At 44.3% G+C, this 14,368-nt stretch carries 10 protein-coding genes; 8 read left to right on the top strand and 2 right to left on the bottom strand.

What is annotated here, in order from left to right; translation table 11 throughout:
• Positions 1 to 38 precede the first annotated feature (38 nt).
• The 3 genes from QUB30_RS15770 (at position 39) to QUB30_RS15760 (ending at position 7,656) form a co-directional block, all read left to right on the top strand.
• Positions 39 to 2,606, top strand: a complete 2,568-nt coding sequence (locus QUB30_RS15770) for a glycosyltransferase (RefSeq protein ID WP_333334791.1) — start codon at positions 39 to 41, stop codon at positions 2,604 to 2,606.
• A 143-nt stretch (positions 2,607 to 2,749) separates the two neighbouring features.
• Positions 2,750 to 6,256, top strand: a complete 3,507-nt coding sequence (locus tag QUB30_RS15765; RefSeq protein ID WP_333334789.1) for a glycosyltransferase — start codon at positions 2,750 to 2,752, stop codon at positions 6,254 to 6,256.
• A 71-nt stretch (positions 6,257 to 6,327) separates the two neighbouring features.
• On the top strand, positions 6,328 to 7,656 hold the full coding sequence (locus QUB30_RS15760; RefSeq protein ID WP_333334787.1) for a GH39 family glycosyl hydrolase: 1,329 nt from the start codon (positions 6,328 to 6,330) through the stop codon (positions 7,654 to 7,656).
• 73 nt (positions 7,657 to 7,729) lie between these two features.
• On the opposite strand, the gene QUB30_RS15755 is transcribed toward QUB30_RS15760, so the two are convergent.
• Both QUB30_RS15755 and QUB30_RS15750 read right to left on the bottom strand, forming a co-directional pair.
• Positions 7,730 to 8,029, bottom strand: a complete 300-nt coding sequence (locus QUB30_RS15755) for a contact-dependent growth inhibition system immunity protein (protein WP_333334785.1) — start codon at positions 8,027 to 8,029, stop codon at positions 7,730 to 7,732.
• Complete coding sequence (locus tag QUB30_RS15750) at positions 8,026 to 8,565, bottom strand: RNase A-like domain-containing protein (RefSeq protein ID WP_333334783.1); 540 nt, start codon at positions 8,563 to 8,565, stop codon at positions 8,026 to 8,028. Before QUB30_RS15750 ends, QUB30_RS15755 begins: the two co-directional genes overlap by 4 nt.
• A 358-nt stretch (positions 8,566 to 8,923) precedes the next feature.
• Here QUB30_RS15750 and rfbF point away from each other — a divergent pair, with 358 nt between their 5' ends.
• The 5 genes from rfbF (at position 8,924) to QUB30_RS15725 (ending at position 13,713) form a co-directional block, all read left to right on the top strand.
• Entirely contained in the window at positions 8,924 to 9,700 is a 777-nt protein-coding gene (gene rfbF, locus QUB30_RS15745) for a glucose-1-phosphate cytidylyltransferase (protein WP_333334781.1), read from the top strand.
• A gap of 150 nt (positions 9,701 to 9,850) precedes the next feature.
• Complete coding sequence (locus QUB30_RS15740; protein ID WP_333334779.1) at positions 9,851 to 10,915, top strand: acyl-CoA dehydrogenase family protein; 1,065 nt, start codon at positions 9,851 to 9,853, stop codon at positions 10,913 to 10,915.
• 77 nt (positions 10,916 to 10,992) lie between these two features.
• Complete coding sequence (locus QUB30_RS15735) at positions 10,993 to 11,724, top strand: cyclase family protein (RefSeq protein ID WP_333334777.1); 732 nt, start codon at positions 10,993 to 10,995, stop codon at positions 11,722 to 11,724.
• Between the two features lie 176 nt (positions 11,725 to 11,900).
• Positions 11,901 to 12,647 (top strand): DUF1995 family protein, encoded by a 747-nt coding sequence (locus tag QUB30_RS15730; protein ID WP_333334775.1) that lies wholly within the window; start codon positions 11,901 to 11,903, stop codon positions 12,645 to 12,647.
• A 295-nt stretch (positions 12,648 to 12,942) separates the two neighbouring features.
• Positions 12,943 to 13,713 carry a metallophosphoesterase family protein gene (locus QUB30_RS15725; protein ID WP_333334773.1) on the top strand — a complete coding sequence of 257 codons (771 nt, stop codon included), beginning with the start codon at positions 12,943 to 12,945 and terminating at the stop codon, positions 13,711 to 13,713.
• Positions 13,714 to 14,368 lie beyond the last annotated feature (655 nt).

The following is a 14,368-nucleotide window of genomic DNA, read 5'->3' as shown; positions in this document are numbered from 1 at the left end:
ATAAACTAGACAATAATAGGTTAACAGCGAGCTAAATAATGTCAACAGTCAATCGAACACCGCTAATCAGCGTAATTATACCAGTATATAATGGCGACCGCTATATCGTGCAAGCGGTAGAAAGCGCCCTAGGTCAAACTTTTACTAATTTAGAGATTATAGTTGTAGATGACGGTTCGACAGATAGCACGCAGCAAGTATTGCAGCCTTATCTTGACAGAATACGCTACATTTATCAGGAAAATCAAGGAGTAGCAGCCGCCAGAAATCTTGCTTGCCAACTAGCGCAAGGCGAGTTTTTAGCATTTCTAGATGCCGATGACTATTTCTTACCATCCAAGCTAGAGAAACAACTAGCTTGCTTTGACGCTGACCCCGCATTAGATATGGTGCAAACAGGTTGGCTGATGGTCGATGAAACAGGGAAAGATATTTTTGAAATGAAGCCTTGGCAGCAAGCGCCTAAATTAGATTTAGAAAGCTTTATTATATTTAAATGCGTGCGTCCTAGTGCGATGATGCTGCGCCGAAAGTGGTGGGAAAAATTGGGCGGTTTCAATGATAATTTTCCCTTGGCTGAAGATTTAGACTTTGCCTTGCGTTTAGCTTTAAAGGGGTGCAAAGCAGTTTGGTTAGAAGAGATTCTTACCTGTTATCGCCAGCACAACTCTAATATCATGTCAAGCGGTTTGCCGCTAATGAAGAATACAGAAATTTTGATGAAAGAATTCTTCAATCGACCTGATTTGCCTGAGTCAATCCGCCAGTTAAAAAACCAGGAACGCTATCTATGCTTCAAGTGGCTGGCATGGCGGATGTACCGCGACGGTCATCTAGCAGAGATGGCCCAGTGTTTGGAAAAATCATTGCAATATACGCCTTTTTCGCCCACAAAAACAGTATTGAATTGGCTGGAGACTTTTAGGATAGCTTCTGAAGAATATGGTGAAAATTTTGATGCTTATTCGCTGAGTAAGTTAGCGGAATGGCAAGAGATAATTCTGATGGTGATGACTAATCCACCCCAATCTCAACAGAGTTCTATTCCCACACCTTCAAAACCGCGTGAAGCGAAGCTATCCCGTCGGGAAACGCACATTCTACTCTACAACGCCGACGATCCGGGCGTGGGAGGATTAGCGCAGTACAACCATGCCATTCTCTGTCAGTTAGCCTTGTTGGGCTATCAAGTCACTTGCGTGCAAACCAAACATTCTAGCCCCTTGCTTGAGCGAGAACGAGAGTTAGGTATAGAGCACTTGTGGCTGGATTTTAGCAGCCATAGAGATTTAGCGCGGGTGTTAAGAAATACTGAGGATGCACAAGAGATTTTTTCTACTAATAAACCTGATCTGATTATTTTTAGCGATGGCTGGCCCTATTCCAATTTTGCAGTTAAACAGGTAGTTATTCAGATGGGAATACCATACATGATGGTAATCGGGTTAGTCATGCCAGATCACGCAAATTTTGCCTACGGGGATGTAGTGCCTTATCGAGAGGGAGTGCTGTATCAGTGCCTGCAAGCTAGAGCGGTGATTGTTGGCGCTTATGAACATTTGAATTTATTGTGGGATGACTTTGATTTACCCAAAGATAAGGGGCAAGTGATTTACTTGGGGCGCTCTCCTGAATATTTTGCACCTCCTAATCCTTCGGCTCGCCAACGCCTGCGGCAAGAGTTAGAAATTCCTGAAGATGCGATTGTCTGTTTCACATCTGCTCGATTGGCACCCGTTAAAGGGCATCGATATCAGATCGAAGCAATCAAGCAGTTGAAACAATCTCCCGTGTGGTCTAAACTGTATTTTGTATGGGCAGGGAATGGTGAGGGAAGCCATTGCGATGTAGAAAGAGAATTGAGGGAAGCTGTTAGAGAGTTAGGAGTGAGCGATCGGGTGAAATTGATCGGACAGCGTTGGGATATCTTAGATTTACTGGATGCTAGCGACATCTTCATTTTGACATCTCTCGGCGATGCTGCACCTTCTTTTTCAGTCATGGAAGCGATGGCTAAAGGATTGCCCGTAGTTGCTTCGGCAGCGGGTGGCATTCCAGAAGGACTCGGCGATACTGGGAGGTTGTTGCCCGATCCGAATACCGATCCGGAGGGAACAGCGAGGGAATTGGCGGAAACTTTAGAAGCTTGGGCGATGAATCCAGAATTGCGCCGCCAAATCGGCAAAGCTTGCAAGCAGCGGGCCGAGAAAATGTTCAAAGAGGAGCGGATGCTCGCCGAGTCTGTTGAGGCGATCGAAAAAGCTTTACTTTCCGATCGCGAAAAAGATCAATTTGTTACTCAAAAACAGGTGCAGGAGTGGATGGCGAAGGTAGAAAGCCGGGTGCGCTACAACTTTTTAGTGTGGAAAGCGTGGCACGCTTACTGTCAAGAAGATCTCATCGGGATGCAGAAGTGGCTTCAAGAATCTTTGCAGTGTACGCCTTTTTTGAGTACAGAAACGCTGTTAAACTGGATAGAATTTTTTGGTAATTTCTCGTCAGCTAAAGGGCATAATTTAGATACATATTCTCTAATTAATTCAGCAGAATGGCAACAATTAGTCCAGAAATTACAGGGTATTGAATATGTATTTTATGCACGCTAAAATACCAGATTTACCTTTCAAATTCGGATTGCTGTCAGCAGTAGAATTGTATCTGCCTTCTGCCTTCTGCCTGACCTCCCTTACATCCGTTACATCCGTTTCAGAATCCGTTGCCGAACCCTTCCTTATCACCGATAAAACTCATGTCAATAGCAAATCCGACACCGCGAGTAAGTGTAATTATTCCAGCATATAATGGCGATCGCTACATCGCGCAAGCGGTAGAAAGCGTCATCAGCCAAACCTATAAAAACTGGGAAATTATCGTCGTAGACGACGGCTCAACCGACGACACCCGCCAAGCATTGCAGCCTTATTTTGACAAAATTCGCTATGTTTATCAGGAAAACCAAGGAGTAGCTGCCGCTCGCAACCGAGGAATTCAGGAATCCCGAGGTGAATTAATTGCTTTTTTAGATCAAGATGACTTTTTCTTGTCCGATAAGTTAGCTGGACAAGTTGCGTTATTTGACGCTCAGCCATCACTAGGAATTGTTAATAGTGGCTGGCGAATTGTTAAAGAGCAAGGCGAAAGTATTTGCGATATAAAACCCTGGGAATACTTTCCTCAGCTCGACTTAAAAACCTGGATTGTTTATATGCCCCTACTTCCCAGCGCCATGATGTTTTCGCGGGCGTGGCTGGAACGAGTCGGTGGCTTTGATTCTCAGTATGATTCAGTAGATGATGCCGACTTAATTGTGCGTTTATCACTATCTGGGTGCGAAGCTGTTTGGTTGCCTCAAGTGACAGTATGCTACCGCCAGCACGGGCAAAATGTGTCCATCCAGAGAGCGATAAAACAGGCAAACCTTTGTATTAAATTAAAGCAAAATTTCTTCAGTAGAGCCGACTTACCCGAGGACATCCGCCAATTAGAAAAGCTTGCTTTTTATGAGGCTCTGACATGGATGGCGTGGCAACTGTACTACAGTGGCTATCCGGCAGAAATGACTGACTATTTGCAAAAATCTTTGGATTATACCCCGTACTCCCTGACAGCAACTATAGCAGATTGGGTAAAGCGCATCACCGGAATTGCTAAAACCTACGGCTGCCAAACCGAGGCCATTGCTATGGGAAAATTACCAGAATGGAAACAGTTAATAGCTAGTATCCTCACTCCCAAAAAAGTACGCGTCAGTGTCATTATCCCGACTTATAACTGCGAGCGCTACATTCTCAAAGCCGTAGAGAGCGTTCTCAGTCAGAGTTATGAAAACTGGGAAATTATCGTCGTAGATGACGGTTCAACAGACAATACCAGCCAAGTTTTAGCACCTTACCTCGATTTAATTCAATACATCTATCAAGATAACCAAGGAGCAGCAATTGCTCGAAATCGTGCTTGCCAATTAGCAAAAGGGGAATTTTTAGCTTTTCTAGATGCTGACGACTTCTTCTTACGAGAAAAACTAGACAAACAAGTAGCTTGCTTTGACGCTGATCCCACATTAGATTTGGTGCAAACAGGTTGGCTTATCGTTGGCAAAAACGACGAAGGCATCTATGGAGTTAAGCCTTGGGAAGAAGCACCAAAATTAGATTTAGAAACTTTTGTTTTGTACAAATCAGTGCGTCCCAGCGCCATGATGCTGCGGCGAGAGTGGTGGGAACGCTTGGGGGGTTTCGATCATCGCTTGCCGCCAACCGAAGATTTAGATTTTGTCTTACGTTTAGCTTTAAAAGGCTGCAAGTCAGTTTGGTTAAAAGAGATATTAACCTGCTATCGCCAGCACGACAGTAATCTCATGTCCAGCGGCTCCAAAGTAATGAAAAATATGGAAATTGTGATGGAGCAATTTTTCGCGCGGCTAGACTTACCTCAGTACATCCGCGACTTGAAACGTGAGGAACGTTACAGGTGTTTAGTATGGCTAGCGTGGCGGATGTACCGTGATGGATATTTGGCAGAGATGGTCGAGTGTTTGGAGAAATCTCTTCATTACACTCCTTTTACAGGTACGGAAACAGTATTTAAATGGTTAGAAACTTTTAGGGGTGTTTCGCAAGAATACGGTACCGACTTTGATACTTATGCCTTAACCAATTTAAAAGAATGGCAAGATATCGTAGTGGTTGCTGCTAACAATACTCCTCAATTTCAACCTGCACATATTTCCATTTGCAAACCGCAAAAATCCCGCATACTACTGTACGCAGAAGACCACGGAGTGGGAGGCTTAGCTCAGTTCAACCACTCCCTGATGTGTAAATTAGTAGCCGAAGGCTACCAAGTTATTAGCGTTCAAACTAAAGCTTCTCACCCTTTAATTGCCGAACAAAAAAAGTTAGGTATAGAACATATTTGGCTAGATTTTGACACAATAAAAGAGTTTTTGCGAGGTGCTTACAATTTAGGCGATGCTGAAAAAATTTACGCGCAGGCTCAACCGGATTTAATTATATTTAGCGACGGCTCGCCGATGGCCAATTTTGCAGCCAAACAAGTTGCTATTAAGCAGAATATACCGTACATAGTTACTCTCGGTTATATGGGTCGCAATTATGAAAGTTTCGATCGGGGCGATCAAATTCCCTATTTGGCGGCTGTCTCCTATCAGTACGATTTAGCCAAAGCAGTAGTAGCAGTGTCCCAGGAAAATTTAAACTTGTGCAAAAGAATTTTTAAAGTGCCTCTAAAACGAGGCAAAGTTATTTATTATGGGAGACCGAACAGTTATTTTGAACCGCCGAATCTTTCAACTCGCCAACGCCTCCGTCAAGAACAAGGAATCCCCGAAAATGCTGTCGTTTGTTTTACGGCGGCGAGATTGACTCCAATTAAAGGATATCAGTATCAATTGCAGGCGATCGCCCAATTGAAAAATCGTCCAATTTGGCCCCAAATTTACTTTGTTTGGGCCGGGCCGGGGTCTACTACTCACGACAATATGGAACCTGAATTAAGAGCAACTGTGAGCAAATTGGGAGTAGAAGAACAGGTTAAATTCTTAGGACAGCGCTGGGATATTGCCGATTGGCTCGACGCCAGCGACATCTTTATTTTATCTTCCCAAGCAGAAGGAATGCCCCTAGCAATTATGGAAGCAATGGCGAAAGGATTGCCCGTAATTGCCACAGCAGTCAGCGGGATTCCTGAAGAATTGGGAGATACGGGAAAGTTGCTCCCCGATCCTACAATCGACCCAGAAAGAACAGTAAAAGAATTGGTAGAAACGGTGGAAATATGGGCCGAAAATCCCGAATCGCGCAGGCTTGCAGGACAAGCGTGCAAAGCGCGAGCCCAAGAACTGTTCAAAGAAGAACGGATGCTTCGGGAATATGGAGAAATAATTGAACAGGCATTTGTAAGTGATGATGAGAGCGACAGTTTATCTATTAGTCCGAAACTCCAAAAGCAGGTACAGCAAGTGGATAGCCTGCTGAAATACTATTATTTAGTGTGGAAAGCTTGGGAGGCTTACGAGCGGGGAGATATGTCCGAGATGGTGAATAATTTGCAATCTGCTTGGGCCTGCACACCTTATTTGACCACAGAAACTATCTTTCAGTGGGTGCAAAATTTTGGTACTTTCGCTGCGGAAAAAGGAGTTAATTTCGAGATCGACGAGCTGATCAACTCGCGTTCGTGGCAACAAGTGATAGAATCAATACAGGGTTTTGAAGTGTTTTCATCAGTTCGTTAAAACTGAGTTCTTGCAGCATTCTTAGGAACGGGCAAGATGCCCATTCCACCAAACATCAACCAAACAAAGATATGCAATTTACATTCAAGTTCCCACGTATTAATAAACTGCTGCCAATTGGTTTAGCTATTGTCACTGTTCTGTTAATAGCCTATTTGGGACAGCCAAGAGCGATCGCCCAACTGCGATCGAACGTGACAGTAGATTTTGGACAGCCTGCCACCGGTACAATTTCCATGAGTGGCATCCTGCACGGAATCGACACTGCCAAACCGCCGGATAGCTCGATAAAACCCTTGCAGCCCAAACTTTGGCGGGCGGGGAGACTCGATATTTACGATCGCGTAATCGCCAGCGGAGCCGAGTTTCAGTTAGTAGTCAGCGACTTGTGGGGCTACGGTAGCAATCCCAATGGCTGGCCCTATCAAAACTACCCCGCGTGGGAAGCATTCATCCGACAGTTAGCCCAGCAAAATAAAGGCAAAAAAATTATTTGGGATGTATGGAATGAGCCAGATTGGAAAGATCCATTTTGGAAGGGAAGCAGAGAACAATTCTTTGAAACTTACAAAAGAGCTTACAAAATCTTGCGGGAAGAATTGGGGCCGTCAGCAATGATTGGCGGGCCAAGCCTCGGCCGCTACAGCAAAGAATATCTCGCCGCTTTTTTGGATTACTGCAAGGCTAACAAACTTGAAGTGAATTTCCTATCGTGGCACGAACTTAACGACACGATGATTTTATTTATTGACGATCACGTAATTGAGGCTAAACGCAATTTTCAGCAAAGCCCCTCTTACAAGGAACTGAAATTGCAAAAAATTTACGTCAACGAAATTGTCGGGAACTTAGCGCAGTACCAGCCGGGAGAAATCTTAGGTTATTTGTATAACTTAGAGTATGCAAAAGCTGACGGTGCTTGCAGAGCTTGTTGGGAGAGCAAAGGGCCAAATAAAGTTAGCAATTGCTTCAACAATACGCTGAGTGGGATGGTCACGCCTAATACTTTTGAGCCGAGAGCAGCTTGGTGGACTTACAAAGCTTATGCTGACGGAGTTAATTCGCGGGTGCGGAGTTGGTCAAATAACAATCGCCTTGTCGCTTTAGCCAGCAAGTCAAATCCTGAAGGTAAAGCACAGATACTTTTAGGTTATTTCGACCCCAATTTTTCCTCAGCAACAACGGTAACATTAACCCTCGGCAATTTGGAGCAGCTAGGTATTCAAAGGGGTCAGAAAATCACTCTAAAATTAGAAAAGATTCCCAACAATCAAGAAGGAGCAGTGCCACAGCTTGTCACAGTTAAAGAAGAAAATTTTTCGGTGGGTAGTGGCAGCTTGGCTTATGTTATCCCTAATTTCAACGTCCACGAAGGCTACTTATTGACGGTTAGCAAGTGAGCTACCTATCCTATTAAATTGTGAACAATTTGTAGGGACACGGCAGTGCCGTGTCCTTACAAATATATAGATTTTATCTAGGATTATTCAAAGATTTTTGCACCGATTCCAACCACTCTCGGACTGTTTGATTTTCGGATTGTGGGTCGTAGTAACACCCTAATTCATCGAGGATAAATGTTTCTAAATCTGCTGGGGCGATCGGCGTTTCTAGCAGTTTGCTGAGTTCTTGCGATGCAGCTTCAACACTTGCGGGCGGTTCGCTGCTGCGGTAGTTGTTCACTACATCACTGGGAGTGTCAGCTTCTAAAGGCCAGTCTTGGTGAAAGTAGGAACTGAAAAATTGGGTTAAATGAGGAAATTGATTGATCATTGGGGATAGGCTGTGAGAATAAAGTATCCGGGAGGTAATTTGGTGCTGCGCTGGAGGACGATTCTCAGACGAGATGCTGAAGTTGCTTTGGATGCGCGGCGGCGCAGAGTAATGCCAATTATTCTGTTGGCGTTGTAGTCGATCGTATAACGATTACCTCGACTTTTCACCCAAGAGTCGATCGCACTTTGATTTCTGTTCATTGCTTCTCCAATAGCCGCTTCAGCGACGGAACGGTCAGTAAAAGAAGATGCTGCAGAAATTCTCGTTTCGCTGGCGAGTCGCTGTGCTAGTTGTGCTTCTGTTTTGCCAACGTGTCTCTCTAAAGTGTGTCCTCCTGCTGATTCGTGAAAGTCTAATCCGCCGCCCGGTATGTTGGGCACAAAAGCTAGGGTGGTTTGTGGTATAGTTGATCCTTCTTGTGCAATAACCGTGGCGTAAACACCAGGTATTGCCGATTGGAATAATATAATTATTGAGGCGATCGCACAGAGGATACCTAAAAACTTTTTTAGGCGATCGAGTTGATTTTTCATTGCTGTTGAATCTCTTTCTTAGATTTAGTATAAATGATTGCTGTTTTTTTGTCTATTTTATAATCTACCATTCGTAAGTTATAAATTGCGCGCAGCATTTAAATATACGGTGGGCAGTGCACGCCCTACTGTTAGTTAGAAATTGCGGGCCGTATTTAAATACATAGTGTTCCATGCGCACCTTAGGATTATTCATAAATACACGGTGCGCACGGAACGCCCTACGATTATTTATAATAGTTCGTGATTTTTGTGGTTTACAAAGGTTTACTGATTATGAGAAAATATTAATAATTCTTTGAAAAAATCACTAATGATTGATGATAAATTAATTAATCATCTTTAAAACTGTGAAAAAATGCAAGTAGTTATCCTAGCCGGCGGTCTCGGTACTCGTCTCAGAGAAGAAACAGAATTTCGTCCCAAACCCTTAGTTGATGTAGGGGGGCATCCGATTATTTGGCACATCATGAAGATCTATGCACACTACGGTTTCCAAAACTTTATTGTGTGTTTGGGCTATCGCGGCAACATGATTAAAGAATATTTCCTCAATTATGAAGCCATGAACAATGACTTTACTATCTGTCTGGGACGCGAAAATACCATCACTTATCACGAGGAACATCTCGAACAAGATTTTAAGGTGACACTGGCTGAAACTGGGGCAGAAAGCCTGACGGGAGGGCGGGTAAAACGGATCGAAAAATATATCGATCGCGAGAATTTCATGGTGACATACGGTGATGGAGTAGCTGATGTCAATATTGACGCCTTAGTCGATTTTCACAAGTCTCACGGTAAGCTGGCAACTGTCACTACATTTCGCCCGATCTCTCGCTTTGGAATTTTGGAGGTAGACAGCGATAGCCGGGTAGTACAATTTTCTGAGAAACCTCAAATCGACGGCTGGATCAGTGTTGGATATATGATATTTAACCGCCGGGTATTTGAGTATTTGGGAGGAGATGATTGTATTTTAGAACAAGAGCCGATGCAGCGTTTGGCCGCAGACGGACAGTTGATGGCTTACCGTCATGACGGCTTTTTCTTTGCGATGGATACTTATCGAGAGTACAAGTATTTAAACGAACTTTGGGATGAAGGGAAGGCTCCTTGGAAAGTTTGGAAATGAGTTATTTTTGGGGCGGGCTTTTAGGCTCGCTTCATAAGAATTTGAATAAATGGCAGATTATACGTTTATGAAGTATACCCCGCGAGCGAGCGAGTAGTAGGGACACGGCAGTGCCGTGTCCCTACCTCTGCTATAAAATAATTATAAAAAATGGATTCCCAAGAAATTCTCAACAGCACAGAAATTTACCTGCAAAAGTGGGTTGCACCCCAGGCGGATATTATCGACAGCGACTCGGAAGCACTGAAAACAGCAGTTGCTGGATTGGAAGATAGATCGCTCTTAGCATTGCGAGTTCCCCAAAAATGGGGCGGGGCTGAAATTGCACCGGAGATTTTTCACGAATATCAGGAATTGACGGCTCGATATTCCGGCGCTTTGTCTTTCTTGCAAACTCAGCACCACAGCGCAACTGCGATGCTTGCCAACAGCGACAATGAAATGCTAAAAAGCAGATACTTGCCCGCGATCGCCCAAAAAGAGTTACGCTTGGGTATTGGGTTTTCGCATTTAAGGCGATCGGGCAATCCTGCCGTCACCGCGACTCCCGAAAAAGATGGCTATTTACTGTCAGGAAAAGTTCCTTGGATAACAGGTTTTGGATTGTTTCAAAAGTTTATTGTAGCTGCGGTACTTCCTGACGAACGCGCTGTTTTCGGTTTGCTGCCTTTTGTTAATATTGAACGCGAATATGGTAAAATAGCGTTCAGCGAAATCATGCAGTTAATCGCCATGAACTCGACTAATACTGTGACAGCAACTCTCGATAATTGGTGGCTGCATGAATCGGAAATAATTTCAGTTAAACCTGTCGGCTGGATTTCGGAAAACGACAGCAAAAATATACTGAATTTTGTCCCCGGTACTTTTGGCTGTATTCGAGCGGGATTGGATGTAATTGCAGCAGCGGCGGCTGCTAAGAATTCACCTTTTATAGCGGCAGCTTCTCAAAAACTAGAGCAAAAGCTCGATCGGCTAAAACAAAATTTTCAACAATCTAAACATAGCTCGAAAGCAGAACAATTAGCGCTGCGAGCTCAAGCCATTGATTTAGCGGCGCGTTGCGGGCACGCTGCGGTTGCAGTTTCTAGCGGCGCTGCTAACGGTGCGGTACACCCGGCCGGGAGAGTTTATCGAGAAGCTTTGGTGTATACTGTTTCCGGGCAAACAAAGGATGTGATGGAAGCTACCGTCGATCGACTAATCGAATTTTAGATTTTAGATTTTAGATTGAGCTCGCAGACTGTCAAAAAATAAACTGTGTTTAATAAATAATAGATATATTTTACATAATGAGAGACAAATTAAAGTCAAACAATCTAAAAACGATCGCCTACAGCCAAATTGTAGACTTAACCCATGCAATTCACCCAAATATTCCTACCTGGGCCGGAGATCCAGCGACAGAATTTGAAACTGTATCTCAAATAGAAAAACACGGCTATTTCCTGCGAAAATTCTCAATGGGAGAACACAGCGGCACTCACATCAACGCACCCAACAGCTTTTATGCAGGAGGCACCAGCATTGATAGTTATGCGCCGCAGTCGCTAGTTTCCCCCGCAATTGCGATCGACATCCGAGAGCAAAGTCTTGCCAATCCAGACTACACTTTAACCATAGACGATGTATTAAATTGGGAACGGCAGCACAAACTTATAGAACCGGAAAATCTGGTTTTATTGTATACTGGCTGGCAAGAAAAATGGGATGACGAGCGATCATTTTTCAACCGAGACGAGAGCGGCATTTGCCACTTTCCCGGATTTGGAAAAGCAGCAACTCAATTTTTGCTAGAAGAACGCTCGATCGCCGGAATAGGAACCGACACCCACGGAGTCGATACCGGCCGAGATGAAAGCTTTGCCGTTAACAAACTGGTATTGGAAAAGCAGCGAATAGTGCTAGAAAATCTAGCAAATCTAGACTTGTTACTTGCGGATGAAATCACTTTAGTTATCGGAATATTGCGCCTTTTGGGAGGTTCCGGTTCGCCCGTGTCGGTGTTAGCTTTTATTGCTTGATGCGGTAAAACTTACATCTTGCACCATTTTCAATAACGGGCAAGATGCCCGTTCCACAAAGAGTGAATTTTCTTGTGGAACGGGCAAGATGCCCGTTCCTAAATAGGTAATTGAAAATGGTGCAAGATATCAGGTAAAATTAGATTGAGAGAAGTCGAGTAAAAACAATAAGATTAATGACAGAACTGCCCAAGGATCTCAACGAGGCGATCGCCCAATCCCGCATTGCCACCTCCGCTGCCCTCTCGGACGGCAAAACTCTACTGCAAGTCGAATTAATATTTCCAGAAATCGCCCTGCAAGCACAGTCTATCACCCTACAATTCCTCCCAGAATTTGAGGAAATATACGCCGGAGTAAAAGTCTTTTTTCCCGACACCGGTGCGGCCGCCCTCGCGCGCCGCGACTGGGGAGAAACACCGTTTAAAGTCACTGATTTGGGCAGCAGTCGCACCCCTGTTGAAGACAAAATAGCACCGGAAGATCAACTTTTCCTCTTGATCAATCCAGCAGCCGTAGAAGTGGCCCAAGTTGAAAAACTTTACATAGCTGCGGCGGGTCGCCCAGTAATTCTACTCAACCCGCGCCTCGAAGATGTTGCCACCATAGGTATAGGCTATGCGGGCCGCCAATTGCGCGATCGATTCCTCAACAAAATCGAATCCTGCTACTACATCAGACCCCTAGACACTGCGGCTTTATTCCGCTGCTACCCCCAATCCTGGCAAGTCTGGCTGGAAACAAACGACGAATACGAACTAATTTCTGAAACCGCCCAAAAACCTGTGGGAGACGATTTAGAGCGGATTTTAGCCGCTTCTCTCCCAAGCGCCGATCCTGACTCCACCACACCTGCAAAACCGCTAAAAAAGAAAGGTTTTTTGGCAGAACTCCAGACATTCCTCAAAGCTTTGACTCAGTAACAGCAGTTGCAAAAGCACAATTGACAAGAAATTATAGGGGGGGTTAAGCCCAGGATCTATACTAGAAGCGAGTTGACCTTTGCACAACCCGCCCTCTCCCACATTATGTTTATTTTTACCCACTTACCGATCGGTAGCTACGGAAACAGATACTGGCGATCTTTACCAAATCCCGATCCGAAGCAGTATAATGGGTGACACCCCTCCACCGTAAAAGAGGGGAGGCAAATAGCAGCAAAATCAGATGCTATAAGCCAAAGATTTGGCTTTTGAGTCAGGGAAGCGCATAAGCACAATGGAGCACCGGCGCATTGTTATTGGGGACGTACACGGGCATTACGACGGCTTAATGACCCTGCTAGAGGCACTGGCCCCCAGCTCGGACGATCGCGTCTATTTTTTGGGAGACTTAATCGATCGCGGCCCCAAAAGCGCTCAGGTATTAGATTTTGTCCAGCAAAGCCCCTACCAAACTCTGCTGGGGAACCACGAACAACTGATGCTGGAGGCTTTGTCGGCGGTGCCGATGGATATGCGAGCGTGGCAATCTTGGCTGTACAGCGGCGGCGATGCGACAGTAGCGAGCTACAGAGATACAGGGATGATGCCGTACAAACACTTAGAGTGGCTGCGATCGCTCCCCACCCACCTGGACTTAGGGGACATCTGGCTGGTTCACGCCGGCGTCCACCCCCATATGCCAATTGACAAGCAGTCGATCGAACAATTCTGCTGGATTCGCAAAGAATTTCACACCATATCGAAACCCTATTTTCCCAATAAATTAATTATCACGGGTCACACCATCACTTTTACCTTTGAGGGTGTCAGACCAGGCGAATTAGTCAGGGGCGAAGGCTGGTTGGATATTGACACGGGTGCTTATCATCCCAAAAGTGGCTGGCTGACAGGATTTGACCTCAGCTACCGCAGAGTTTATCAAGTCAATGTATTTAACAATCAAGTCCGAATTTTGCCTTTTGACGAAGTTGTCAGACAATTGAAATCGCAGCAGATTGCACCCCCGGAACCGGAGATGAGCGAGGAAGTGTTCTCAAAAGCTTGACAATCTTTTCCTTAAACCACTTCCCCCGAGAGGATTGAAACTCACAGTGCACGAATTCATCAATGCACACCTGGTAGTCCTACACAGTCAGGACAATCAGTGATAATTTTAATTCAGGACTTACGCGTCGGGGCCCAAAAACCGGGTTTTTTACCGAATCTGCGGTCTACAACGCGTTTTTTCGTAAAAATAACCCGGTTTCTAAACAATCGTGCGTAAGTCTTATAATTATTCAATTTACCTGAATTCTTAGCCGATTAAATAGTGAAAGTGCGCTTGTCAATACATTAAAAAAAAAGTTAAGTTTACCCGGAATAAAAGTTTAAATATCGAGATTATGGTCGATAATTATTCATGTTGTCATACTTAAACAGCTTGACTAAGCAACAATTTAGTTGATTTTTATGGTAAAAAAACATATATATTCATGGCTGTAGACTAACCACAAGTCGCCACCACCATTTTTTATAATTTGTTTACAAACTAAAACTTTAGTTTTTTAGAAAACACAATTACCGGACGATATTTTGCATTTTCTTATCAAAAAAAAAACCATTCAATTTAACTGATATATTTCACCAATAACACTCTTATTTAATTATTTTAAATTAAGTTACCAGTCATTTTTATGAGGCTATTCGTGGGCAGGAGTTGA

Source organism: Microcoleus sp. BROC3 (assembly GCF_036702515.1).
Lineage (GTDB): Bacteria > Cyanobacteriota > Cyanobacteriia > Cyanobacteriales > Microcoleaceae > Microcoleus.
The sequence above is the reverse complement of the archived record's forward strand: the minus strand, read 5'-3'. Positions and strand labels throughout refer to the sequence as shown.